Below are 24,510 nucleotides of genomic sequence, written 5' to 3' on the forward strand. Positions count from 1 at the left end.
GACGTCCATTCGGACGTCCGGGACCCACGTCCCGTCTCACCGGGCCACGCTTCGTCGCAGTGCCTCGGCAGCTCCGCCCCCGGTGCGCAGCGGAACGGGGTCATGGTCGGCGGACGTGTCCGCCAGCGCCGAAGGCCTGGACAGCAGCGTCGGCCTGCGGCCGCCTCTGCCTTCGCCGAGGACCTGCCAGCCTCCGCGCGTCAGAGTGATGTACGCCCCGCATCGAAGGCCGTGCAGTGTGCACGCGTCCCTCAGGCCCCACATCCACGCCCCGTCCTCCTCCGTCCAACGCTCGTCTCCCTCGCGGCAGTAGAGCAGTACGGCGGTACGCACAGGAGTGCGGCGGCGCAGATCGTGCGGGATCACCCGGCGCAGATGTGCCAGCAGGGCATTGCGGAACTCCCAGCCGTCCGCGCCCACGGTGGAGCGACGGGTGAACGAGGCGCTGGCCGTGAGCCGTTCCTCATGGTCGAGTACGGCGACGACCGCAGTGGCCGGAGTCGGCCGGTGCCGAGCGTGGAGGCCGCTGACGACCTCGCGCGGACTGCGCAACAGGGGTATGCCGGCCGCGGCCCACTCGGCCGGTTCGAGCATCCTGGCAACGTGGTTGACGGAGCCCGCGGACGCCGACAGTGATGTGGCTGCGGACGGAGCGAATCCGAAGGTCACGGTCCTCCCTTCGCTACGCGCCCACGATGCGGGCAGGGTCGAGTGAGGGCGCGCCGCGGCACAGCCCTTCCGGGCCCGCGAAAAGACCGTGCGGGGAGCGACTCCAATTCTTCCTGTCGTATCGGCAGGCGGCAACGAGCAATTGGCATGGGTGACGGGTATCTGACGGAATGACTCCTATATCCCTGCCCATTGGGCGGCGAACGAAGCCACCCGTCAGGCTTGGACTGCGAGGACCAGCGGAAACACGCCCGCTGCTCCCGCACGTCGGAGGAGCCGTGCCGCCACGGCCAGGGTCCATCCGGTGTCGGAGAGATCGTCCACGAGCAGGACCGGCCCTGCCGCGGCGGCGAGTGCCTCCGCCAGCGCGGGCTCCACGACGAGGGCCTCGTGCAGTGCCCGCACCCGCTGAGCGCTGTTGGTCTGTGAGATCCGCACGTCCTCGCTGCCGGGGGCGTAGGTGACCGTACCCAGCAGGGGCATCCGGCCGACCTCGGCGATACGGCTGCCGAGCGAGTGGACCAGTTGCGGCCTGCGGCGCGAGGCCACCGTGACGACACCGACCGGCCGGGGTGCTGCGTCCGGTGCCCCGGAGGCCCAGCCGCCGGGGCCCTTCGCCCAGTCGGTGATCACCGTGACCACCGCGCTCGACACGTCGTCGGGGACCAGGGTGTCCTGCGCCTGCGCCGCGAGCAGCGGACGCAGCCTGTTGCCCCAGCCGATGTCCGAGAGCCTGCCGAGCGCCCGCCCTGGAAGGGCCAGTTCACCCGCGGGGATGCGGCCCTTGAGATCGACCCCCACAGCGGAGAGTCCCGTGGGCCACATCTTGCGGGGCTCCACCTCCACCCCCGGCCTGCCGAGCTCCCCGCGTGCCCCGTCGAGGGCGGCCGTGGAGACCTTGTCGTCGAACCGTGAGCCCGCGCAGTTGTCACAGCGTCCGCACGCGTCTGCCTCCTCGTCGTCCAGCTGGCGCCGGAGGAACTCCATGCGGCATCCGGTGGCGGAGACGTAGTCACGCATGGCCTGCTGCTCCGCGGCCCGCTGCCGCGCGACCCAGGCATAGCGCTCGGAGTCGTACACCCACGGCTCACCTGTGGAGATCCAGCCGCCCTTGACCCGCTTCACCGCACCGTCGACGTCCAGCACCTTGAGCATCGTCTCCAGGCGGGTGCGCCGCAGATCGACCATGGGTTCCATCGCGGGCAGCGACAGGGGACGGCCGGCGCGGGCGAGGACGTCCAGCGTCCGGCGGACCTGCTCCTCCGGGGGGAAGGCGACCGAGGCGAAGTACTGCCAGATGGCTTCGTCCTCCTTACCCGGGAGCAGCAGGACCTCGGCGTGCTCGACTCCGCGTCCCGCCCGTCCGACCTGCTGGTAGTAGGCGATGGGCGATGACGGCGATCCCACGTGCACGACGAAGCCGAGGTCGGGCTTGTCGAACCCCATACCGAGCGCGGACGTGGCCACGAGTGCCTTGACCCGGTTGGCCAGCAGATCGTCCTCGGCCTGCTGCCGGTCGGCATTCTCCGTCCGGCCGGTGTACGACGCGACCGGGTGCCCGCACTGGCGGAGGTAGGCGGTGATCTCCTCGGCAGCCGCGACCGTGAGCGTATAGATGATGCCGGAGCCCGGCAGCTCCCCGAGATGGTCGCCCAACCACGCAAGACGGTGCGCCGCATTGGGCAGTTGCAGCACCCCGAGGCTGAGACTCTCCCGGTCCAGAGGCCCCCGCAGCACCAGCGCGTCCGTGCCCGCCCCCGTGCCGAGCTGCTCGGCGACGTCCGCGGTGACGCGAGCATTGGCGGTGGCCGTCGTGGCGAGCACGGGGACGCCCGCAGGCAGATCGGCGAGCATGGTCCGCAGCCTTCGGTAGTCCGGCCGGAAATCATGGCCCCAGTCGGAGATGCAGTGCGCCTCGTCGACCACGAGCAGGCCCGTCGCGGCGGCAAGGCGCGGCAGCACCTGGTCCCGGAAGTCGGGGTTGTTGAGCCGCTCGGGACTGACCAGCAGCACATCGACCTCGCCCGCCGCCACCTCCGCCTGGACGGTGTCCCACTCCTCGGTGTTGGACGAGTTGATCGTGCGGGCGCTGATCCCGGCCCTGGCCGCCGCCGCCACCTGGTTGCGCATGAGCGCGAGCAGGGGCGAGACGATCACCGTGGGCCCGCTCCCGTTCGCACGCAGGAGCGACGTCGCCACGAAGTACACCGCGGACTTGCCCCAGCCTGTCCGCTGCACGACCAGGGCCCTGCGCTTGTCTGCGACGAGGGCCTCGATGGCTCGCCACTGGTCCTCGCGCAGCCGGGCGGCGCCGGTGGTGTCCCCGACCAGACGGGCGAGTACGGAATCGGCCGAGGCCCTTAGCTCTGCGCGGTCTGCGTTGGTCATGCCCCCATGCAACCCGATGCCTACGACAAACCGCGAACGGCGGGCGACCCCTGTGGACAAAGTTATCCACAGGGGTCGCGGAAATCGGAGGCTCGCGGGACGGTCGTGCCATGAACAAGCACGACGAAACCTCCGGGCCGTCCGACGCCCAGCAGATCACCCTGCGGGGCCCCGCCGAACTCGCGGACGCGCTTCCGTACCTGATGGGCTTCCATCCGAACGACAGCGTGGTCATGGTCGCCCTGCACGGTGGCCGGGGCCGCTTCGGCGGCAGGCTGAGGCTGGGGATTCCGCACGAGCCGGAAGAATGGGCGCCGGTCGCCGATCAGCTTGCGCAATGCCTGATCGCAGGAAGCGAGCGGCGCGAATCCCGCCCTGACGCGATCGTCGTCTTCCTCTGCCAGGATCCGGCCGAGGGCGAGAGCGCTTCACAGACCATGCAGCGGCTGAGGCCGCTCGCGCAGAGCCTGCGTACGGCCTGTGGGGCGCTGGACGTTCCCGTGCTCGAGGCGCTCTGCATCTCCGACGGACGGTACTGGTCCTACTGCTGCCCCGACGACCGCTGCTGCCCGCCCGAGGGTAATCCGCTGGCGCTGCCGGGCACCACGGTGATGGCGGCCGCAGCCGCGTACGCAGGAGTCCAGGTGCGTGGATCGCTTCGGGACATGGAGGCCCGCCTCATGCCGGGGGCGTCCTCGGCGGCGGAGGAGCAGGAGCAGGCCCTGGATTCAGCGGGAGCAGTGCTGCTCTCCCGGATCCTCGACGCCGAGGGCCGCGGTGAGGTGGCCGGAGAAACCCTGGCGCTCGCGCGTGACCTCATGGAACGCCTCCGGAAGGCTCCGGCTGCCGGCTCCGCAGGGACGGACGGCGGTGATGACGGACTGATCGCACCTGACGAGGCTGCGGCAGTGATTCTCGGCCTTCAGGACCGCGAGACGAGAGACCGGGCCGCCGAGTGGATGGAGGGCGGCGAGGCCGAAGCGGCGCTGCGGCTGTGGAGTGTGCTCGCACGCCGCTGTGTCGGCCCCTACGTGGAACACGCAGCGGCGCCTCTCGCGCTGGCCGGCTGGGTCTCGTGGTCCACCGGCGACGAGGCGGGCGCCAGGGTGGCGCTGGGGCTCGCCCTGCGCGCCGACCCCCACTACACGTTCGCTCAACTCCTGCACCAGGCGTGCAACCAGGGCCTCGACCCGGAAACGCTGCGTCGTTGCCTCCGGGGGGAGCGCGACCTGCGCGACGGCCGCGGAAGCGACAGCGCATCGCAGGATCACAGCGGCCGGCCCACGGGGCGGCGGAGCGCCCCGCGCCCCGCGCGCGCCCCTGCCGCGAGGCGGAAACGGAGGGCGGCGGACGGTCCTGCGCCCGGCGCTGCCTCCCGGCCGCGCTCGGCCGTGGACCGGGGCCGAGGCCGTGACCCACGGCGGCTGGGTGCCCGTGGAGCCAGGAGCCGCGAGTGACGGCGTGGCTCTCCAGCGGGGACCAGGGTCTCTCGTTCGGATCAGGCCGGATCAGGGAGCGGGGTCCGGTGGTGGCGCACCTCCCACGCCGTTCAGGCTGCGGGGGAGCACCGCAGGGCGGTGGAGGGAGTCGCAGCGTCGGGGTCTTGTCTGCTCGTCGGAAGCCGAGAGATCGGGGAGGTTGCCGAAGGCCGGTGACGCCGCGAGGTGGGGTGCCAGGGCACGCGAGCCCGGCATGATCCGAACGGGAGGCCCCGGGCCCTGCCTGCCCGGCCTCGGCCCGGCAGAGGCAAGTGGGTCCGGCACGGAGCCGGGTGTGGTGAAGGGAGTGTTTATCGTCAGGAAGACGACTATGATTTCGGCATGCCGCCCTACGACCCGTCGACCTTCCCGCCCTTCGCTGTCACCGTCGACCTGGTTGTCCTCACGGTGCGACGTCACGCGCTCTGCGCGTTGGTGGTGCGCCGTGGTGAATCGCCGTTCAAGGGGCGGTGGGCGCTACCGGGCGGATTCGTCAGGACCGATGAGGACCTCGGCGCGGCCGCAGCGCGTGAGCTCGTCGAGGAGACAGGGCTCTGCGCACACGATCCGGCCGCCCCCGCCGTCGGAAACGGCGCCCACCTCGAACAGTTGGCCACCTACGGTGACCCCGGGCGTGACCCCCGGATGAGGGTCGTCAGTGTCGCGCACCTCGCGCTGGCCCCTGACCTCCCGGCCCCGCGGGCCGGCGGCGACGCGAACAGTGCCCGCTGGGCGTCGGTGGAGGACCTGCTCGGCTCGGGTGGTGGTCGCGACGACGAGCGGTCCGCGCCGCTGGCCTTCGATCACGCGAGGATCCTCGACGACGGGGTGGAACGGGCACGCTCGAAGATCGAGTACTCCTCGCTCGCCACGGCGTTCTGTCCGCCCGAGTTCACCGTGGGAGAGCTGCGCAGGGTGTACGAGGCGGTGTGGGGAGTGGTCCTCGACCCCCGCAACTTCCATCGCAAGGTCACGGGTACGCCAGGCTTCCTGGTGCCGTCCGGAGGCACGACCACGCGGCAGGGAGGCCGCCCCGCGCAACTGTTCCGGGCCGGCACGGCGACCGTGCTCAACCCTCCGATGCTGAGGCCGGAAGTCTGACCGGGCGCGGTGCCGCGGGTTCTCGCCACTTGTGCCGCGGAACGCCCACAGAAGTACTGGTGCACCAAAAGTCTGAAATGTCGCGTTATCTTGCAGAGGTACTCCACCCTGCCGCCGAGCGGTCACACCCTCCGCGAGAGAAGCGATGCTCCAGGCCATCGGACTCACCAGCACCCCCCGTCGCGACTGTCCGCCCGTCGTGGACGATCTGACCTTCGAAGCCCCGTCCGGCAGTGTCACCGCGCTGCTCGGAGCCCCCGGCTCAGGCAAGACCACAGCCCTTCGCCTGATGCTCGAACTCGAAACGGGGAGGGGCGTCACCTACTTCAAGGGCCGCCCGCTGCACCGCATCGGCCACCCCGCCCGAGAGGTCGGGGTGTTGCTCGGCGACGTACCGGGGCATCCGGCGCGCACCGCGCGCGGCCAGCTCCGCATGCTCTGTGCCGCAGCGGGAGTTCCCGCGTCCCGAGCCGACGAACTGCTCGAGGTCGTCGGTCTCGCGGGATTGGGGGACCAGCGCATCGGGACCCTCTCGGCGGGTATGGACCGCCGGCTCGGCCTCGCTTCGGCACTGCTCGGCGACCCCCATACGCTCGTTCTCGACGAGCCCACCGCAGGTCTCTCTCCGCGTGAGAGGAGCTGGCTCCACGGCCTGCTCCGCGCGCACGCGGCCGAGGGCGGCACGGTCCTGCACACGACCGGTGATCCCAAGGAGGCCGCCCGCGCGGCTGACCGTGTAGTCACCATCGACGAGGGGCGCCTCGTCGCGGACCAGGACGTCGCCGACTTCTCACGTACCCGTCTGCGTCCAAGGGTTGCCGTGCGGACCCCGCACGCGGCCCGGCTGGCCGCCGTGGTGAGCCGGGAGGCCCGCGCCGCTCGGCGTTCGGTCGAAGTGGTCGCCGAGGGCGGCAGCCGGCTGTCGGTGTACGGCAGTACGTGCGCCGAGGTCGGGGACACGGCGTACCGGCACGGTGTCCCCGTCCATCAACTCGCGGACGAGACCGGGGACGCGGGCCCCGCGGCCGCTCCGGCCCGGAGAGCGGGCGGCGGTCCGGCGGCCGCGGCCACCCGGTCCGGTCCGGACCCGGCCGTGGCGATCTCGGAGCTGCCCCCGCCGATTCCCGTGCGGCCGGCCCACGGTCCGCTCCGGCCCGTCCGGTACGAACTGCGCCGTCTCTTCGGCGTCAGGACGACCGCTTTGATCATGGTGGCCGTTCCGGTCGTCTCGGTGGGCCTCTCCGTACTGCTGGCCCGCTCCGGGAAGACGCCTCTACCGGATCTGCTGGTCGCCTGGCCGGATCTGCTGCCTCTGCCGCCCGCGGCGTTCGCCGCCGGCCTGCTGGGCGCCCTCTCCTTCGGTGACGAGTTCCGGTACCCGGCGCTCGCGGCGGGGCGAGGGACCGTGCCGCGCCGTCTCGGGCTCCTGCTGGCCAAACTGCTGGTCTCGGCGGGCGTCGCGCTGCTGCTCGCGCTTCTCGCCGTGCTGGCGGACGCCGAAGCCCTGCGCCTCGTTTACGGCGGAGACTTGGTGACTGTACCGGCGAATGCGCCGCAGCTGGCTGCCAGTTGGGCCGGGCTGTCGGTCGGATGCGCCTGGGCCGGGCTGCTCGGCGCGGGTGTGTTCCGACTGGCAGGCGCGGGAGTGGCAGCGGTACTGGCGGTCCCGGTCCTCGTCGTACCGCTGGTGCAGAAGCTCCTCGCGGGACCGTCCGCCCGTTCGATCGCGGGCCTGCCCGGCAGGCTGCGTGAACTCGGCTGGCTGCAGTGGCCGTACGAGACGGACCGATGGGCGATGGTCGTCGTGCGGGTCGTGGCCCAACCCGTGGGGCTGGCGCTTTCATTGTCGTTGTCTGCCTTGATCTGCGCGTATGTGTTCACCAGCCTTCGCGCGAGAGCTCGTTGGTGATCACATCGCCCCAGCGCCCAGGCCTCGTACGGACAAATCCCAAGAGAAGGTGTGATTTCTACTGATAAGGCGTCAATTGAAGGGTGGGTGCCGATCACCCTTTCGTGTGCTTTTCAGCAAAGACCTCAAGGGGCGGGTGAGCCGCGCCGACAAAGGATGCGTGAGTACCCTTGCGCACACCATGATGACCGCCGCCCGCTCCGCCGACTCCGGTCTCGCCGGTCCGGGCGAACTCGACCGTTACCCCTATACGGAGGCGCCGGCCGGCGAGCGCGCCGCCGCCCTCCGTTCCTGGGGCGGTGCCGATTCCGATCTGGGGCGGGCGAGCCGACGTGGCACGGCCAGTCGCGGCCGTGGGCTTCACGGCCAACTGGTCCAGCAGCTCGGCCAGATGATCGTTTCCGGTGACCTCGGAGCCGACCGGCCGCTCGTGCCGGAGGAGATCGGTCAGCGATTCGAGGTCTCCCGCACCGTTGTGAGGGAGTCCTTGCGCGTTCTCGAGGCCAAGGGCCTGGTCAGCGCCCGGCCCAATGTGGGGACGCGGGTCCGGCCGGTGAGTGACTGGAATCTGCTGGACCCCGACATCATCGAATGGCGCGCCTTCGGCCCGCAGCGTGACGACCAGCGCCGGGAGCTGGACGACCTCCGGTGGACCATCGAGCCGCTGGCCGCCCGGCTGGCCGCCGGACACGGTCGTGAGGACATTCAGCAGCGCCTCGGCGACATGATCGAGATCATGGGGCACGCGATGGGGCAGGGGGACGCCATCACGTTCTCCCGGGCCGACGCGGAGTTCCACGCCCTCCTGATCCAGGCGGCGGGCAACCGCATGCTGGAGCACCTTTCCGGGATCGTGTCTGCGGCCCTGCATGTCTCCGGCGGTCCCGTCACGGGCTGTGAGCGGCCCGCGGAGGCGTCCCTCGGTCACCATGCGCGGATCGTGGAAGCTGTCGCCTCGGGTGATTCCGCCGGTGCCGAGGCTGCCATGCGCCAGCTGCTGGCCGGCCACGGCGACGGAGAACGGGTGGTTCCCGCGCCCCGCGAGCACTGAGCATCCAGAACGGGGGTACATGGACCGGGTGCCGCCGGGCCCGCGCGGTTCGGCGGCATGTATATGCGGTTATGTGACCTCTGGTTCCGTTTGTCGCGAATGAGGTGTGACTGGGGCCACGCGAATTGGGCGTAACACTCCTCGAAACAGTGCGATGACTTAAGAGGTGACCGCCGCGGAAGGAATACAGCAGCCACACAGTGCGCTGTGCAGTTCTGAGGCCAAGCCCGCGCCGTCGGCGACATCCCCAGCCGACGGTCGTCGGTTCCAGCCCTCTCCAGGGCCGGGCCGGAAGCCGTTTCCATCGTTCCGAGAGGTTGTTCGTGTCGGCCAGCACATCCCGTACGCTCCCGCCGGAGATCGCCGAGTCCGAGTCTGTGATGGCGCTCATCGAGCGGGGAAAGGCTGATGGGCAGATCGCCGGCGATGACGTGCGTCGGGCCTTCGAGGCTGACCAGATTCCGCCAACCCAGTGGAAGAATGTTCTGCGCAGCCTCAACCAGATCCTCGAGGAAGAGGGTGTGACGCTGATGGTCAGTGCCGCGGAGTCGCCTAAGCGCGCCCGCAAGAGCGTCGCAGCGAAGAGCCCGGTCAAGCGCACCGCCACCAAGACCGTCACGGCCAAGACCGCCGTGACACGGACCGTCGCGGCATCTGCCGCCCCGGCGGCCCAGAGCGCGGACGTGGCGGCCGACGACGCTGCCGCTGCCGCTCCTGCGAAGAAGGCGGCAGCCAAGAAGACGGTTGCCAAGAAGACCGCCGCGAAGAAGACGGCGGTCAAGAAGACCGCCGCGAAGAAGTCCGGCAAGCAGGATGACGAGCTGCTCGACGGCGACGAGGCGGTCGAGGAAGTAAAGGCCGGCAAGGGTGAGGAAGAGGAGGGCGAGGGCGAGAACAAGGGCTTCGTCCTCTCCGACGACGACGAGGACGACGCGCCTGCGCAGCAGGTCGCCGTCGCCGGCGCCACGGCCGACCCGGTCAAGGACTACCTGAAGCAGATCGGCAAGGTTCCCCTCCTCAACGCCGAGCAGGAGGTCGAGCTCGCCAAGCGCATCGAGGCGGGGCTCTTCGCCGAGGACAAGCTGGCGAACTCCGACAAGCTCGCTCCGAAGCTCAGGCGCGAGCTGGAGATCATCGCCGAGGACGGCCGCCGGGCCAAGAACCACCTGCTGGAGGCCAACCTCCGTCTCGTGGTCTCGCTGGCCAAGCGTTACACCGGTCGTGGCATGCTCTTCCTGGACCTCATCCAGGAGGGCAACCTCGGTCTGATCCGCGCGGTCGAGAAGTTCGACTACACCAAGGGTTACAAGTTCTCCACGTATGCCACGTGGTGGATCCGCCAGGCGATCACCCGCGCCATGGCCGACCAGGCCCGCACCATCCGTATCCCGGTGCACATGGTCGAGGTCATCAACAAGCTCGCGCGCGTGCAGCGCCAGATGCTCCAGGACCTGGGCCGTGAACCCACTCCGGAGGAGCTGGCCAAGGAGCTCGACATGACCCCTGAGAAGGTCATCGAGGTCCAGAAGTACGGCCGCGAGCCGATTTCTCTGCACACTCCGCTGGGTGAGGACGGGGACAGCGAGTTCGGGGACCTGATCGAGGACTCCGAGGCCGTCGTGCCCGCGGACGCGGTCAGCTTCACGCTGCTGCAGGAGCAGCTGCACTCCGTGCTCGACACCCTCTCCGAGCGTGAGGCGGGCGTGGTCTCGATGCGATTCGGTCTCACCGACGGCCAGCCGAAGACGCTGGACGAGATCGGAAAGGTCTACGGGGTGACGCGCGAGCGCATCCGTCAGATCGAGTCCAAGACGATGTCGAAGCTGCGCCACCCGTCGCGTTCGCAGGTTCTGCGCGACTACCTCGACTAGACCGAGGGCGGACATGGGCCGGGCCCGGAACCTGATCAGGTTCCGGGCCCGGCCCATGTCCGCGTGCGATCGGCACTGCGGCGGATGACGCTGAGTGGGCACTGTTCACCTCCGCGTCAGGAGCCTCCATGCCCCGCGTTCCCGTCCGTGCCCTTCCCACCGCCTTCGCCCTTGCTCTCGCGGCTGCGGTGATACCGCTCGGTCCTCCGCCCCCCGCGGCGGCGGACAGCATCATCGTCGGCGGGAGGCCTGTGGCCGTCGCGGACAGCCCCTGGACCGTGGCCCTGTCGAGCCGTGACCGGTTCGGGGGAACCCGCGCGGGCCAGTTCTGCGGCGGAGTGGCGATCGCGCCCACCGAGGTGCTCACAGCAGCACACTGCCTGCGGGAGGACGTTCTGGGGGCCGCGGTCCCGGAGGTCCGGGACCTGCGGATCATCGCCGGACGTGACGAGCTGAGCGGGCCCGGTGGCCAGGAGATCCCCGTGCGCTCCACGTGGGTGAACCCGGATTACGACCCGGGCACGAATGCCGGCGACCTCGCGGTCCTCACCCTCGACCGGGCGCTGCCGCAGAGCAGCGTCATCCCGATGGCCGGAGCCGGGAGCGCGGCCTACGAACCGGGGACCGCCGCGACGGTGTACGGCTGGGGAGACACCACGGGATACGGCGCGTACGCGTCAGGGCTGCGCGCCGCCACGGTGCAGGTGCTGCCGGACGACGACTGCGTCCGGGCGTACCCGGGCGGCACACAGGGCGCGTACGACGCCTCATCGATGCTCTGCGCCGGTGACACCGCGGGCGGGCGGGATGCGTGCCAGGGCGACAGCGGAGGCCCGCTGGTGGCCCGTGGGCGCCTCGTGGGGCTCGTCTCCTGGGGCAGCGGCTGCGGCAGCCCGGGCAGCCCCGGCGTGTACACCCGCATATCCTCGGCGATCCGGTGGATGGAAGGCCGGAGCTGACCGCCGCGCAACACACACGTACGCGCACTCGCGTCCGGAGGTACGAGAACGGGCGGCTTTCCCCGAGGGGGAGGCCGCCCGTCGGCCGGTCCTGGACCGTACCCATGGCTCGTCGTGGATGCGAGGTGTCAGTGTTGTTCCTCGTCGGCGGCACTGGCCTGCACGGCAGTGAGCCGATCTGTCTCATCCTGTATTTCCGCGGCGATCTTCTTGAGTTCCGGCTCGAACTTGCGCCCGTGGTGGGCACAGAAGAGCAGTTCACCGCCGCTGATCAGGACGACGCGCAGATATGCCTGGGCGCCGCAACGGTCACAGCGGTCTGCTGCGGTCAGCGGGCTCGCGGGGGTCAGAACAGTAGTCACGTCGCCTCTTCTCTAGCTCGACGAGCTGTCGTACCAGGGTCAACATCCAACCAGGCCGAAAACGTTCCCGCTCGTGGCATTTCTTCGAAACTTCTTCTCAGGATGGCTGTCTGTTGCCGGTTGGCGGCGAATGTGCCGTATTGCGTAGCGCTACGGTTTCGCGTTGCTTGCGGGGGCCGGTCCGCCGGCTGGCTTGCCGGTTGTTCATGAGGACGTGCCCGGAGCCTAAATGGTTCATGCCTCGAAGGGAACGTGATGTGCACGTCACTCCAACGAATGATCGAACGTGTATGCGAGGCTGGACTAGCATAAGGATTCCCCCTGGGTGGCGTTACAACCGCTCTACCAGGCCTCGGTAGGCTCTCAGCGGCCACCGAGGCCGAGCCCGTTACCCACTGGGCCCCAAATGAAATTCAGCGAGGAGCGAACCGCGTGACCGCCGATTCCGTGCCGTCCACTGCGCTGCTGACCGGAGCAGGCGGCTCAGACAGGGACAGCTCCAACTACACCGCGCGGCACCTTCTCGTCCTCGAGGGGCTCGAAGCCGTCCGTAAGCGTCCCGGGATGTACATCGGGTCCACGGACAGCCGTGGACTCATGCACTGCCTCTGGGAGATCATCGACAACTCGGTCGACGAGGCCCTCGGGGGGTACTGCGACACCATCGAGGTCATCCTCCACGACGACGCCTCCGTCGAGGTCCGTGACAACGGCCGGGGTATTCCGGTCGACGTGGAGCCGAAGACCGGGCTCTCCGGCATCGAGGTCGTCATGACCAAGCTGCACGCCGGAGGAAAGTTCGGCGGTGGGTCGTACGCGGCCTCGGGCGGCCTGCACGGTGTCGGCGCCTCGGTCGTGAACGCGCTCTCGGCCAGGCTGGACGTCGAGGTCGACCGCAACAGCGCGACCCACTCCATCAGCTTCCGGCGTGGTGTCCCGGGCATGTTCACCGAGCAGGGGCCGGACAGCCCCTTCGATCCGGCCAACGGCCTCCGCAAGGGCAAGCGGGTCCCGAAGACGCGGACCGGTACCCGGGTGCGGTACTGGGCGGACCGGCAGATCTTCCTCAAGGACGCGAAGCTCAACCTGGAGACGCTGTACCAGCGGGCACGCCAGACGGCCTTCCTCGTGCCCGGCCTCACCATCGTCGTACGCGACGAGCGGGGCATCGACGGCGAGGGCAAGACGGAGGAGACCTTCCGCTTCGACGGCGGAATCAGCGAGTTCTGCGAGTACCTGGCGCAGGACAAGGCCGTCTGCGACGTTCAGCGCCTGACCGGAACGGGAAGCTTCAAGGAGACCGTGCCGGTCCTGGACGACCGCGGGCACATGACGGCGACCGAGGTCACGCGTGAGCTGGGAGTCGACATCGCTCTGCGCTGGGGCACCGGCTACGACACCAACCTCAAGTCCTTCGTCAACATCATCGCCACCCCCAAGGGCGGCACCCATGTCACCGGCTTCGAGCGTTCGCTCACGAAGACGGTGAACGAGGTCCTGCGTTCAGCCAAGCTGCTGCGCGTCGCCGAGGACGACGTCGTCAAGGACGACGCCCTGGAGGGCCTGACCGCGGTCATCACCGTGCGGCTCGCGGAGCCGCAGTTCGAAGGGCAGACCAAGGAGGTGCTGGGCACCTCGGCGGCCAACCGGATCGTGGCCAACGTGGTCGCCAAGGAGCTCAAGGCGTTCCTGACGTCCACGAAGCGTGATGCGAAGGCTCAGGCCAGGGCCGTGCTGGACAAGGCCGTCGCCGCCGCCCGCACCCGGATCGCGGCCCGGCAGCACAAGGACGCACAGCGCCGCAAGACCGCGCTCGAGTCCTCCTCGCTGCCGGCGAAACTGGCCGACTGCCGGAGTGACGACGTGGAGCGGAGCGAGCTCTTCATCGTGGAGGGCGACTCGGCCCTCGGCACCGCGAAGCTGGCCCGCAACAGTGAATTCCAGGCACTGCTCCCGATCCGCGGGAAGATCCTCAACGTTCAGAAGTCGTCCGTCTCGGACATGCTCAAGAACGCCGAGTGCGGGGCCATCATCCAGGTCATAGGAGCCGGCTCCGGACGCACCTTCGACATCGACGCCGCGCGGTACGGCAAGGTCATCATGATGACGGACGCCGACGTCGACGGTTCGCACATCCGCACCCTGCTGCTCACGCTCTTCCAGCGCTACATGCGGCCGATGGTCGAGGCCGGGCGGGTCTTCGCGGCCGTGCCGCCGCTGCACCGGATCGAGCTGGTCCAGCCCAAGAAGGGCCAGGACAAGTACATCTACACCTACTCCGACAACGAGCTCCGGCAGACCCTTCTGGAACTGCAGAGGAAGAACGTCCGGTTCAAGGACTCGATCCAGCGGTACAAGGGCCTCGGCGAGATGGACGCGGACCAGCTGGCGGAGACCACGATGGACCCGCGCCACCGGACTCTGCGCCGGATCAACATCGGCGACCTGGAATCCTCCGAGCAGGTCTTCGACCTGCTGATGGGCAACGAGGTCGCCCCCCGCAAGGAGTTCATCACCAGCTCCGCCGCCACCCTGGACCGCTCTCGCATCGACGTCTGACGCTCTCCACCCGTGGGTGGAGAACCTTTCTCCACCCACGGCCGGCCCCGGGGCCGAGCCCGTGACCGACGCGCCTGCGTGGCGTCGGGAGCACCGCTCCCCGTGCCTCTCGGAGGCCGAGGGCAGAGGCCGTGCGCTATGCGTGCGGCCGGGGCTCGCAAGCCCGACCGGCACTTCCGTCACCTGAAATGGTGAAGCACGGCGAATGAAGTGCCCGGGATCTTCCCGGTCTGCCCATTCTTGGCTACGCGGCCGAAAAGGCGCGTGGACAAGGGAGTTGTCGGTGGAGAAGGAAGCAGGGCCGGGCGCCGCAGCGATGCGGATCGACGACCCGTGGTACGAGGCGCCGGACAGTGGGTGGGGCGTGCCGGACGGTGCGCGGGCCATCGCGGCCGACGAGCGGTCCGTGCCGGTGGAGCAGTACCGCCACAGCGCGGCCGAGATCTACCTGGAAGTGCAGAGGAGTCCCGCGTTCCGCGAAGTGCGGCGGCGCTACAGGCGGTTCGTGGCCCCCGCCGCGGCTCTCTTCATGCTCTGGTACCTCGCCTACGTCATCGTGGCCACCACAGCCCACGACCTGATGGCGCGTCCGGTCGTCGGCGCCCTCAACGTCGCCATGCTGGCCGGCCTCGGTCAATTCCTCACCACCTTTCTGCTCACCTGGGCCTACGCCCGCCACGCGCGCCTGCACCGCGACCGCGATGCGCTGGAACTGCGCTGGGAGACACAGGAGATGACAAGAGGGGCCGGCCGGTGAGAGGGGACCACCAGACACTGGCGCTCCTGTTGTTCAGCGTGTTCGTCGCCGTGACGCTCGGGATCACCACCTGGGTCAGCCGCAACAGGCAGGGCTCCGCCGAGGAGTTCTACGCGGGCGGACGGCTGTTCTCACCCATGGAGAACGGATTCGCCATCGCCGGTGACTACATGTCCGCGGCGTCGTTCCTGGGCATCTCGGGTCTGATCGCACTCTTCGGCTACGACGGCATGCTCTACTCCGTCGGATTCCTCGTGGCCTGGCTCGTGGTCCTGCTTCTGGTCGCCGAACTCGTCCGCAACTGCGGGCGGTTCACGCTCGCCGACGTGGTCGCCGCCCGCATGGCCGAGCGTCCGGTGCGCACAGCGCTGGGCACCTCGTCCGTCACCGTCTCGGTGCTCTACCTGGTGGCCCAGATGGTCGGTGCGGGGAGCCTCGTCGCGCTGCTGCTCGGTGGTACGAGCGACACCGCCAGGTCGTGGACCGTGGTCGGGGTCGGAGCGCTCATGGTGATCTACGTGTCGCTCGGCGGGATGCGCGCCACGACCTGGATCCAGATCGTCAAGGCGGTCCTGCTGATGGCCGGTGCCGTCGCGCTCACCGTCCTCGTCCTCGTCCGCTTCCACGGCGACATCAACGCCCTGCTCACGTCCGCGGCGGAACGCAGCGGCAAGGGCACCGACTTCCTCTCACCCGGGCTGAGGTACGGCGGCAGCTGGACGGCGCGATTCGACTTCATCAGCCTCGGACTCGCGCTCGTTCTCGGCACCGCAGGCCTGCCGCACATCCTGTCGCGCTTCTACACGGTGCCCACCGCCCGCGCGGCCCGGCGCAGCGTCGTCTGGTCCATCGGGCTGATCGGCAGCTTCTACCTGATGACCATCGTGCTCGGGTTCGGGGCGGCCGCCCTCGTCGGCTCCGCCGATGTCCGGGCGTCGAATGCCTCGGGGAACACGGCTGTGCCGCTCCTGGCGCTCGTCCTGGGAGGTGGCGAGGGCTCCACGGGCGGAACGGTGCTCTTCGCGGTCGTCGCCGCCATCGCCTTCGCCACGATCCTTGCCGTCGTCGCCGGGATCACCCTTGCCTCCTCGGCCTCCGTCGCCCACGACCTCTACGCCTCGTTCCGGCGTCCGGGTGGCAAGCAGCGGAGCGAGGTCGGTGTCGCACGGGTGGCCGCGGCGGGCATCGGGGTGGTGGCCATCGGGCTCGGTCTCCTCGCCCAGAATCTGAACGTCGCGTTCCTGGTGGGGCTGGCCTTCGCGGTCGCGGCCTCGGCCAACCTCCCGGCGCTGCTCTACTCGCTGTTCTGGCGGAACTTCACCACACGGGGAGCGGTCTGGGCCGTCTACGGCGGACTGCTGCCCGCCGTCCTGCTCGTCCTGCTCTCGCCGGTCGTCTCGGGAAGCCCCACGTCGCTCTTCCCCGGCGTGGACCTCGCGCTCTTCCCCCTGGAGAACCCCGGGCTGGTGTCGATCCCGGCCGGTTTCCTGGCCGGCTGGATCGGCACGGTCACATCGCCCGAGCCGCCCGACCCGGCCAAGCACGCGGAGACGGAGGTCCGGTCGCTCACCGGGGCGGGGGCGGCGTAGGCGTGCGGCAGCGGGGCCGCCGCTTCAGGAGCCGGAGGCCCAGGTGTACCGGTGTTCAGGACGGCCGGTCTCGCCGTACTTGAGGGACAGCCGTACCCGGCCCGTGCGTTCCAGCAGCTTCAGATAGCGCTGGGCGGTTTGCCGGCTCATTCCGGCGCTCTCCGCGATCTCCTGCGCTGAGAGCGGTCCGTCGGCCGAGCGCAGGGCCTGACGGACCAGTTCCGCGGTCGTCGTCGAATGCCCCTTGGGGAGGTCGGATCCGCCCGTGGCCCACAGGGCCCCGAACAGCCGGTCCACCTCCGTCTGCTCGGCCTCCCCACCGCCCTCGAAGGTACGGCGCAGCGCCGCGTACGCCTCCAGCTTGGTGCGCAGCCCGGCGAACGCGAACGGTTTCACCAGGTACTGAAGCGCTCCGTGGCGCATCGCCGCCTGAACGGTCGCGACATCGCGCGCGGCCGTCACCATGATCACATCGGTGTGACGGCCACGTCCCCGCAGTTCCCGCACCACGGCGAGGCCGTTGCGGTCAGGCAGATAGTGGTCGAGCAGGATCAGATCGACGGGTACCTCCTCGATCCTGGCGAGTGCCTCGGCTGCCGAGTGGGCCGTGGCTGCAACCCGGAATCCGGGCACCTTCGAGACGTACGCGGCGTTGATCCGAGCGACCCGTACGTCGTCGTCGACGACCAGAACCTCGATCACGGGGCGTCTCCTGACATCGTGGGCCGTACGGGAGCCGACGGACGGCCCGGGGCCGGGGCGTCCGGCGGGTTCGCCCCGCCCGGGTCGGGGATGTCCGGCCGTTCCTCTGCGCCCGGACCCGGGGAACCCGGTCGCTCCGGTTGGTCCAGGGCCTCCGGCAGAACGACGGTGAACACCGCCCCGCCTTCCGGGGAGCCCGCCACGGCCACACTGCCACCCTGCCGTTCGGCGAGGCGCCGTACGAGCGGCAGGCCCAGGCCACGCTTTCCGTGGGCCGGGAGTTCCTTGGTCGACCAGCCCTCCATGAAGATGGATTCGTGGTCACCGGCAGGTACGCCGGGACCGCTGTCGTGCACCCGCAGTACCACCGTACGGCCCTCCGCCCGGAGCCCGACCTCGATGCGTGAGTCGGCCGATCCCGCGGCCGCGTCCAGCGCGTTGTCGACCAGATTGCCCAGGACCGTGACGAGCCCTCGCGGGTCCACCAGACGGTCCGGCAGCAGCGTCTCCGGGGCCATACGCAGAGCCACACCACGTTCTGCCGCCACCGTTGTCTTGCCCACCAGGAGCGACGCGAGCAGAGGGTCGTGGACCTTCTCGGTGACCTGCTCGGCCGTCGCCCGGTGGACGCCGACGACCTCCGTGACGAACTCCACCGCTTCCTCGTGCATCTCCAGTTCCAGCAGCCCCAGGAGTGTGTGCAGGCGGTTCGCATGCTCATGGTCCTGCGCGCGGAGCGCGTCGATCAGGCCGCGCGTCGAGTCGAGTTCGCGGCCCAGATACTCCACCTCCGTACGGTCGCGCAGCGTGGCCACGGCCCCGCCGTCGTCAGTCGGCATCCGGTTGGCGAGCAGCACCCGGCTGCCGCGTACCGTCACCAGGTCTTCGCCGGCCACCCGCCCGGCCAGCACGTCGGTGGTCCGGCCTTCGCCCAGTGCCTCGTCGAGCTGCTTGCCGGCGGCACCGGGACCGACGCCGAGCAGCCGCTGGGCCTCGTCGTTCATGAGCCTGATGCGTCCCGTGCGGTCGAGTGCGACGACCCCCTCCCGGATGCTGTGCAGCATCGCCTCACGCTCGGTCAGCAGTGCCGAGATGTCGGAGAACGCCAGGTCATGGGTCTGCCGCTGGAGACGGCGGGAGATCAGATAGGCGGCCAGCGCTCCCACGGCGAGTGCCCCGCCCGCATAGGCGAGCAGTCCGGGGATCGCGGCGAGCAGCCGGGCGCGGACACTGTCGTACGCGATGCCGACCGAAACCGCACCGACGACCCGGTCCGATCCGTCGAGCAGCGGTACCTTGCCACGGGCCGAACGGCCCAGCGTGCCGCTGTCGATCTCCATCACGGACCGGCCCGCGAGCGCCGTGCTGGGATCGGTTGAGACGACATCGCCGATGCGGGAGGTGTCGGTGTGCGACCAGCGCACCCCCTGTTTGTCCATGATCACGACGTATTCGGCACCGGTCGCCCGCCTGATCCGTTCCGCGGCGGTCTGGACGGCACCGTCCGTGCGCGGCTCGGTGGTGAGCAGCGAGGTGGCGATCTGCGGCTGTGCGGCCGTGCTCTGTGCGATGGCCAGGGCCCGGCGCATCGCCTGGTCGTCGAGCTGGGCACTGAGCGGTGCCAGGAAAAGGCCCGTGACGAGGACCGTGACGCCGGTGATGATGGCCAGCTGCATCAGCAGGACCTGCGAGAAGACCCGCTTCGGCCGGCCGAACCGGCGCGGTCCCCGTGGGGTGGTCGGTGGGGCGCTCATCGTACGAACGGTAGAGGGCAAACCGTGCTTACCGAAATCTCCGCCCGCCCGGGGGCTCGCCCGACAGCCGGCGATCACTCGTGGACGGCGTGCGCAGCTGCGTGCACGGCCCGGACGGCGAGGCCAGGACGGACGGCGCGCCCGGCGCGGTCGGGACGGGGGTGCGGTCGAGGCGGGTGGTGCGGACGGCGAGGCCAGGGCGGGCGGCGCTCAACACGCGGACGGAATGGACGGCGCGGACAGAACGGTCGGGACGGACCGCGTGGACGGTGCGGACAGGACGGTCAGGACGGACAGCGTGGACGGGATGGACTGCGTGGATCGCGTGGATCGATGCGCAGTGCCGTGGACGGTGTGAACTGCCGAGCGATTCAGGCTCTTGCCTCCCCGCCGTCCATCTGTGAGCGTTCTATGAGGATCCGTCTGGACGCAATCTTCTTGCGTTTCTTGCGCTAATCTTGCGTTCATGACGCGACGACTTGCTCAGGTTGCCCAGAAAGTAGGAGTCAGCGAGGCCACGGTCAGCCGCGTGCTGAACGGCAAGCCGGGCGTCTCCGACGCCACGCGGCAGGCCGTCCTCTCCGCTCTGGACGTGCTCGGCTACGAGCGTCCGACGCAGCTGCGCGGTGAGCGCGCCCGACTGGTCGGGCTGGTCCTGCCCGAGCTGCAGAATCCCATCTTCCCGGCCTTCGCCGAGGTGGTCGGGGGCGCGCTCGCCCAGCAGGGACTTACCCCGGTGCTCTGCACGCAGACCAAGGGCGGGGTCTCCGAGGCCGACTACGTCGAGCTCCTCCTGCAGCAGCAGGTTTCCGGCGTCGTGTTCGCCGGTGGGCTGTACGCCCAGGCCGACGCCCCCCACGACCACTACAAGGTGCTCGCCGACCGCAAGATCCCCGTCGTCCTGATCAACGCCGCCATAGCCCACCTCGGATTCCCCGCGGTCTCGTGCGACGACTCGGTGGCTGTCGAGCAGGCCTGGCGTCATCTCGTCTCGCTCGGCCACGAGCGGATCGGGTTCGTCCTCGGCCCGGCCGATCACATGCCCTCTCAGCGCAAGCTCACCGCCGCCCGCGCGCTGGCGGCCCGGTCGGGGACGACCGTGCCCGACGAGTGTGTGGCCAGGGCCATGTTCTCGCTGGAGGGCGGCCAGGCCGCCGCCATGCGGCTGCTCGACCAGGGGATCACCGGCATCATCTGTGCCAGTGACCCGCTGGCACTGGGGGCGGTGCGCGCGGCGCGCCGTCGCGGTCTGTCGGTGCCCGGGGACGTCTCCGTCGTCGGCTACGACGACTCGGCGTTCATGAACTGCACCGAGCCGCCGCTGACCACGGTGCGCCAGCCGATCGAAGCCATGGGAAGGGCCGCGGTCGAACTGCTCTCGGTGCAGATCGGCGGGCGCACGGTACCGTCCGACGAACTTCTCTTCGAGCCCGAACTGGTCGTTCGCGGATCAACGGCCCGCCCGCCCCGGTAGAGGGCCGGTGAGATTTTCTGTCGGCTGTAGTTAATTTGCGCGGTCGGGCCCTCGCACCGGTCATGCCTGCGGGGCAGGCGCCTCCGGCGCGGGCAGCGGCTGCGGCGGGCGCGGACCGCTGTACTGCCCGCTGGGCCGCATGCGCAGCGGCTGTTCCGCGTATTCCTCCATCGCGTGGGCGATCCACCCCGCCGTGCGGGCCACGGCGAAGACCGTCTCGCCGGTCTCGGCGGGCATACCGCACGCGACGGAGAAGGCGGCCAGGGCCAGGTCGATGTTGGCGTGCAGGGCCGAGTGGCGAGCGGTTGTGGCGACCACGTCACGGGCCGCCGCCATCGCCGGAGCCGCGTTCGGCATCTCGTCCAGCAGTGCGAACAGCACACCCGCCCGCGGATCCTCCCCCTTGTAGAGACGGTGGCCGAGCCCGGGCACCCGCCGGCCTTCACGCAGGTGGTCAGCGACGACCGGGGCCGCGCCTCCCCGGTCCACGACTTCGCACAGCATGCGGTGTGCCTGCCCACTGGCGGCGCCGTGCAGCGGCCCTTCCAGTACGCCCAGGCCCGCGGAGACCACGGCGTACGGGTGTGCCCTGGTCGACGCGGCGACCCGGGCCGCCAGGGTCGATGCCGCCAGATCGTGATCCGTCAGCAGCACGAGCGCCGCGTCGAGCACGGCCAGCGACGCCGTGTCCGCCGGCAGCGCGGAAAGCTTCGGCCAGAGCTCGGCGGCGAGGGAGCCGCCTGCGACGCCCGGCTTCCCGAGCGCAGGCAGTGCGCCCACCAGGGTGGGGATCAGATTGCGAGCGCTGTTGAGCACCCCCTCGGGGGAGAGGTCGAACCGCAGTGGGTCGGCAGACGCGGCTGCGGCGACGGCTGCCCGGAGCCGGTCCGTCGAGCTGCTGTGCCGTGGGAGCGTCGCAGCGGTCCGCCGTGCCGCCGCGAGGGGCTCGGGCGCCGCGAGGAAGCGGATGCCCGGGCGGAGCTCACCGGTCCACAGCCACTCGGCGACCTCCTCGTAGCCGTGGCGGCGGGCGAGCTCGGTCGCGTCGACGCCACGGAAGAAGTAGCGGTCCGGGGCGATGAGCGTGATGCCGGTGCGGAAGACCAGATCGCCGGAGGCGGACGGCGAGGGCTCCCTGCGTCCGGTTCGGCGCACCAGGGCATCGACCTCGGCGGCGTCGAACGTACTGCCGCGTCCGCCGGGGGTGCGCCTGCTGGCGAGTTGCCCCCGGCTCACATACGCGTACACGGTCTCGGGCTTCACCCCCAGCCGTTCGGCCGCCTCCGCGGTGGTGAGCCTGGGCGCCTCCGCCGGCCGTTCGGCTTCCGCGCCCCGCGTTCCGGTTCCGTGTGCCGAGTCATGCGTCATGGCGCCAACCGTATCCATATCCATGGATGCCGGATCACCTCCAGTGGAATTTCACGTTGATTCAGTCAATATTGACAGCCACTCGGTCAACCATGAACAGTTGAATCAATAGTGGGCCCATCGCCCATCGCCCATCGCCCATCGCCCATCGGTGGAGGAGAGACCTGCCATGCCCGCCTCATTTTCGGAAACCGCCTCGCCGTCGGAAACCGCCCCGCATCCGGAAACCGCCCCGCTCGAAGTGCCCCGTGGACTCGCCGGTGTCATCGTCACCGACACCGCCCTCGGCGATGTACGTGGACGCGAGGGCTTCTACCACTACCGGCAGTACTCGGCGATCGAGCTGGCGCAGAGCCGCAGCTTCGAGGACGTCTGGTACCTGATGTTCCACGGCGAGCTGCCCGGCCGGGCAGCGAGCGCGGGCTTCGCCGCCCGCACCGCCGGACTGCGCGGACTGCCCCGCGACGTGCGGGAGGCGCTGCCCGCCATCGCCCGTGCGGGCTTGGTCTCCGGGCCGCTCGCCGGACTGCGTACCGCGCTGTCGCTGCTCGGATCCTCGGCCGGGTTCCGGCCCGTGTACGACATCGGCGCCGACCGCCGCCGCGAGGACGCGCTCGCCGTGTGCGCCGCGGTCCCCACCGTGCTGACCTCCCTGTACCGACTCGGCCAGGGCCTGGAGCCGGTCGAACCACGCGACGATCTCCCGTTCGCCGCGAATTACCTGTACATGCTCACCGGTGAGGAGCCGGACGCCGCACGGGCCGCGGCCGTCGAGCGATACCTCGTCTCCACCGTCGACCACGGCTTCAACGCCTCGACCTTCACCGCACGTGTGATCGCCTCCACCGGCGCCGACATCGCCGCCTGCCTCGTCGGAGCGGTCGGCGCGCTCTCCGGACCCCTGCACGGCGGCGCGCCCAGCCGCGCGCTGGACACCCTGGACGCCATCGGCACCCCGGACCGGATCGACGGCTGGATCCGCGAACGCGTCCTCGCGGGGGAACGGATCATGGGATTCGGGCACCCCGTCTACCGCACCGAGGACCCCCGCTCGCGGATGCTCCGCTCGGTCGCCCAGAGCTTCGGCGGTCCGCTCGTCGACCTCGCCGTCGAGGTGGAACGCCAGGTGGAGGCGATCCTCGCCGAGCTCAAGCCGGGGCGCGAGCTGCACGCGAACGTGGAGTTCTACGCCGGGGTCGTCATGGAGCTGTGCGGACTGCCCCGCGAGATGTTCACCCCCACCTTCTGCGCCGCGCGCATGGTCGGCTGGAGCGCCAATATCCTGGAACAGGCGGAGGACTCGAAGATCATCCGCCCGGCGGCCCGCTACGTCGGGCCCCCGCCACCGTCCCCCGTACCCGCACGCTGACCGACCCGAGGAAGGCCCCGTTGACCCCGCCCCCCGTCCCGCAGATCCCGGTCGTCGTCCTGGCGGGGTTCCTCGGATCCGGCAAGACGACACTGCTCAACCATCTGCTCCGCAACAGGGCGGGCAACCGGATCGGCGTCGTCGTCAACGACTTCGGGTCCATCGAGATCGACGCCATGACCGTCGCGGGACAGGTCGGTTCCACGGTCTCGCTGGGCAACGGCTGTCTGTGCTGCGCAGTGGACGCGAGCGAGCTCGACACCTATCTGGAGACGCTTACCGGGCCCGCGGCGCGGCTCGACGTGATCGTCATCGAGGCGAGCGGTCTCGCCGAGCCGCAGGAGCTCGTGAAAATGCTGCTGGCCAGCGACAACCCGCGCATCCGGTACGGGGGACTGGTCGAGGTCGTCGACGCCGCCGAGTTCCCCGCCACGCGGGAACGTCACCCCGAGATCGACCGCCATCTGGCGGTCGCCGACCTGATCGTCCTGAACAAGACCGACCGCGTCGCGGACACGGCACTGCGGACGGTGCGGGAGGCGGTCGCCACCGCGGGCAGCAGGGCGGCGGTCATCTGCGCCGCGTACGGAAGGATCGACCCGGAGCTCCTCTTCGACCCCGTGCTCCGGCGGGACGAGGACGACTCCTTCCGTCAGCTGACGTTCGAGGACCTGCTCCCCGAGGCCGACCGTGCGCACGACGGCCATCTGCACGCGGCGTACGAGAGCGTCTCCTTCACCGCCGACGTGCCGCTCGACCCCCGCCGCTTCATGGAGTTCCTCGACTCCAGGCCCGCGGGCCTCTACCGGATCAAGGGCTTCGCCGACTTCGGTGCGGGTGACCCCGGAAACCGGTACGCCCTGCACGCCGTCGGCAACTTCCTGCGCTTCGTACCGCAGCGCTGGGCCCGCGGTGAACAGCGGCGGACACAGCTGGTGCTGATCGGCTCCGGCATCGACGCCGAGGCGCTGCACAAGGGGCTGGTGGACTGCCAGGACGCCTGGCAGGACGCCACCGAGGAGCTGGAGCGCAGCATGTGGGGCGTCCTGCGCTACGTGCAGCAGCCGGACGGCGGCGAGGCCTGAGGTCCCCGGCCTCTCGTCCGGAGCAGGCCGGCTCACAACTGCTGAGCCGGCCTGCTCCGGACGAG

At 70.1% G+C, this 24,510-nt stretch carries 18 protein-coding genes; 12 read left to right on the forward strand and 6 right to left on the reverse strand.

Annotated elements, in window-relative coordinates; translation table 11 throughout:
* Positions 1-36 precede the first annotated feature (36 nt).
* Positions 37-669 carry a hypothetical protein gene (locus HED23_RS08895; RefSeq protein WP_203182863.1) on the reverse strand — a complete coding sequence of 211 codons (633 nt, stop codon included), beginning with the start codon at positions 667-669 and terminating at the stop codon, positions 37-39.
* Positions 670-885: 216 nt separating this feature from the next.
* Positions 886-3,057: a RecQ family ATP-dependent DNA helicase gene (locus HED23_RS08900; RefSeq protein ID WP_203182864.1), complete on the reverse strand. Its 2,172-nt coding sequence runs from the start codon at positions 3,055-3,057 to the stop codon at positions 886-888.
* A 110-nt stretch (positions 3,058-3,167) separates the two neighbouring features.
* Between HED23_RS08900 and HED23_RS08905 the strand changes: the two genes are divergently transcribed.
* From HED23_RS08905 to HED23_RS08930, 6 genes are all read left to right on the forward strand, one after another.
* Positions 3,168-4,514, forward strand: a complete 1,347-nt coding sequence (locus HED23_RS08905) for a DUF4192 domain-containing protein (RefSeq protein ID WP_203182865.1) — start codon at positions 3,168-3,170, stop codon at positions 4,512-4,514.
* A 363-nt stretch (positions 4,515-4,877) separates the two neighbouring features.
* Positions 4,878-5,636, forward strand: a complete 759-nt coding sequence (locus HED23_RS08910; protein WP_203182866.1) for an NUDIX hydrolase — start codon at positions 4,878-4,880, stop codon at positions 5,634-5,636.
* 145 nt (positions 5,637-5,781) lie between these two features.
* Positions 5,782-7,545 (forward strand): ATP-binding cassette domain-containing protein, encoded by a 1,764-nt coding sequence (locus HED23_RS08915; protein WP_203182867.1) that lies wholly within the window; start codon positions 5,782-5,784, stop codon positions 7,543-7,545.
* A gap of 181 nt (positions 7,546-7,726) precedes the next feature.
* Positions 7,727-8,596 carry a FadR/GntR family transcriptional regulator gene (locus tag HED23_RS08920; RefSeq protein WP_274383049.1) on the forward strand — a complete coding sequence of 290 codons (870 nt, stop codon included), beginning with the start codon at positions 7,727-7,729 and terminating at the stop codon, positions 8,594-8,596.
* Positions 8,597-8,919: 323 nt separating this feature from the next.
* Positions 8,920-10,467 carry an RNA polymerase sigma factor gene (locus tag HED23_RS08925; RefSeq protein ID WP_203182869.1) on the forward strand — a complete coding sequence of 516 codons (1,548 nt, stop codon included), beginning with the start codon at positions 8,920-8,922 and terminating at the stop codon, positions 10,465-10,467.
* 128 nt (positions 10,468-10,595) lie between these two features.
* Positions 10,596-11,426, forward strand: a complete 831-nt coding sequence (locus tag HED23_RS08930) for a S1 family peptidase (protein ID WP_203182870.1) — start codon at positions 10,596-10,598, stop codon at positions 11,424-11,426.
* 128 nt (positions 11,427-11,554) lie between these two features.
* Here HED23_RS08930 and HED23_RS08935 read toward each other — a convergent pair whose 3' ends face one another.
* Entirely contained in the window at positions 11,555-11,788 is a 234-nt protein-coding gene (locus tag HED23_RS08935; protein ID WP_014153643.1) for a DUF7455 domain-containing protein, read from the reverse strand.
* Between the two features lie 432 nt (positions 11,789-12,220).
* On the opposite strand from HED23_RS08935, the gene HED23_RS08940 reads away from it, so the two are divergent.
* From HED23_RS08940 to HED23_RS08950, 3 genes are all read left to right on the forward strand, one after another.
* On the forward strand, positions 12,221-14,347 hold the full coding sequence (locus HED23_RS08940) for a DNA gyrase/topoisomerase IV subunit B (protein ID WP_203182871.1): 2,127 nt from the start codon (positions 12,221-12,223) through the stop codon (positions 14,345-14,347).
* Between the two features lie 283 nt (positions 14,348-14,630).
* Positions 14,631-15,104 carry a DUF485 domain-containing protein gene (locus HED23_RS08945; protein ID WP_203182872.1) on the forward strand — a complete coding sequence of 158 codons (474 nt, stop codon included), beginning with the start codon at positions 14,631-14,633 and terminating at the stop codon, positions 15,102-15,104.
* Positions 15,101-16,693: a cation acetate symporter gene (locus HED23_RS08950; protein ID WP_238441882.1), complete on the forward strand. Its 1,593-nt coding sequence runs from the start codon at positions 15,101-15,103 to the stop codon at positions 16,691-16,693. The genes HED23_RS08945 and HED23_RS08950 overlap by 4 nt, the downstream gene beginning before the upstream one ends.
* Before the next feature lie 24 nt (positions 16,694-16,717).
* Here HED23_RS08950 and HED23_RS08955 read toward each other — a convergent pair whose 3' ends face one another.
* Positions 16,718-17,395, reverse strand: a complete 678-nt coding sequence (locus HED23_RS08955; protein ID WP_203182873.1) for a DUF7342 family protein — start codon at positions 17,393-17,395, stop codon at positions 16,718-16,720.
* Positions 17,392-19,149 (reverse strand): ATP-binding protein, encoded by a 1,758-nt coding sequence (locus HED23_RS08960; RefSeq protein ID WP_203182874.1) that lies wholly within the window; start codon positions 19,147-19,149, stop codon positions 17,392-17,394. The genes HED23_RS08955 and HED23_RS08960 overlap by 4 nt, the downstream gene beginning before the upstream one ends.
* Before the next feature lie 466 nt (positions 19,150-19,615).
* On the opposite strand from HED23_RS08960, the gene HED23_RS08970 reads away from it, so the two are divergent.
* Positions 19,616-20,623 (forward strand): LacI family DNA-binding transcriptional regulator, encoded by a 1,008-nt coding sequence (locus HED23_RS08970; RefSeq protein WP_203182875.1) that lies wholly within the window; start codon positions 19,616-19,618, stop codon positions 20,621-20,623.
* Positions 20,624-20,683: 60 nt separating this feature from the next.
* On the opposite strand, the gene HED23_RS08975 is transcribed toward HED23_RS08970, so the two are convergent.
* A complete protein-coding gene (locus HED23_RS08975; RefSeq protein WP_203182876.1) occupies positions 20,684-21,991 on the reverse strand; it encodes a citrate/2-methylcitrate synthase in 1,308 nt (435 codons plus the stop codon).
* A 169-nt stretch (positions 21,992-22,160) separates the two neighbouring features.
* On the opposite strand from HED23_RS08975, the gene HED23_RS08980 reads away from it, so the two are divergent.
* Together HED23_RS08980 and HED23_RS08985 are read left to right on the forward strand one after the other, a co-directional pair.
* Positions 22,161-23,360 (forward strand): citrate synthase/methylcitrate synthase, encoded by a 1,200-nt coding sequence (locus HED23_RS08980; protein ID WP_238441883.1) that lies wholly within the window; start codon positions 22,161-22,163, stop codon positions 23,358-23,360.
* Between the two features lie 20 nt (positions 23,361-23,380).
* Positions 23,381-24,445, forward strand: coding sequence for a CobW family GTP-binding protein (locus tag HED23_RS08985; RefSeq protein ID WP_203182877.1), 1,065 nt, complete (start codon positions 23,381-23,383; stop codon positions 24,443-24,445).
* Positions 24,446-24,510 lie beyond the last annotated feature (65 nt).

Origin of the sequence: Streptomyces pratensis, from assembly GCF_016804005.1 — a bacterium.
Taxonomy (GTDB): Bacteria; Actinomycetota; Actinomycetes; order Streptomycetales; family Streptomycetaceae; genus Streptomyces; species Streptomyces pratensis_A.

What these genes read in the sequence shown, in the direction of transcription:
- HED23_RS08980 (WP_238441883.1), top strand. Translation starts at nt 22,161, where the DNA reads ATGCCCGCCTCATTTTCGGAAACCGCCTCGCCGTCGGAAACCGCCCCG.
- HED23_RS08910 (WP_203182866.1), top strand. Translation starts at nt 4,878, where the DNA reads ATGCCGCCCTACGACCCGTCGACCTTCCCGCCCTTCGCTGTCACCGTC.
- HED23_RS08915 (WP_203182867.1), top strand. Translation starts at nt 5,782, where the DNA reads ATGCTCCAGGCCATCGGACTCACCAGCACCCCCCGTCGCGACTGTCCG.
- HED23_RS08960 (WP_203182874.1), bottom strand. Translation starts at nt 19,149, where the DNA reads ATGAGCGCCCCACCGACCACCCCACGGGGACCGCGCCGGTTCGGCCGG.
- HED23_RS08930 (WP_203182870.1), top strand. Translation starts at nt 10,596, where the DNA reads ATGCCCCGCGTTCCCGTCCGTGCCCTTCCCACCGCCTTCGCCCTTGCT.
- HED23_RS08920 (WP_274383049.1), top strand. Translation starts at nt 7,727, where the DNA reads ATGATGACCGCCGCCCGCTCCGCCGACTCCGGTCTCGCCGGTCCGGGC.
- HED23_RS08905 (WP_203182865.1), top strand. Translation starts at nt 3,168, where the DNA reads ATGAACAAGCACGACGAAACCTCCGGGCCGTCCGACGCCCAGCAGATC.
- HED23_RS08970 (WP_203182875.1), top strand. Translation starts at nt 19,616, where the DNA reads ATGACGCGACGACTTGCTCAGGTTGCCCAGAAAGTAGGAGTCAGCGAG.
- HED23_RS08975 (WP_203182876.1), bottom strand. Translation starts at nt 21,991, where the DNA reads ATGACGCATGACTCGGCACACGGAACCGGAACGCGGGGCGCGGAAGCC.
- HED23_RS08900 (WP_203182864.1), bottom strand. Translation starts at nt 3,057, where the DNA reads ATGACCAACGCAGACCGCGCAGAGCTAAGGGCCTCGGCCGATTCCGTA.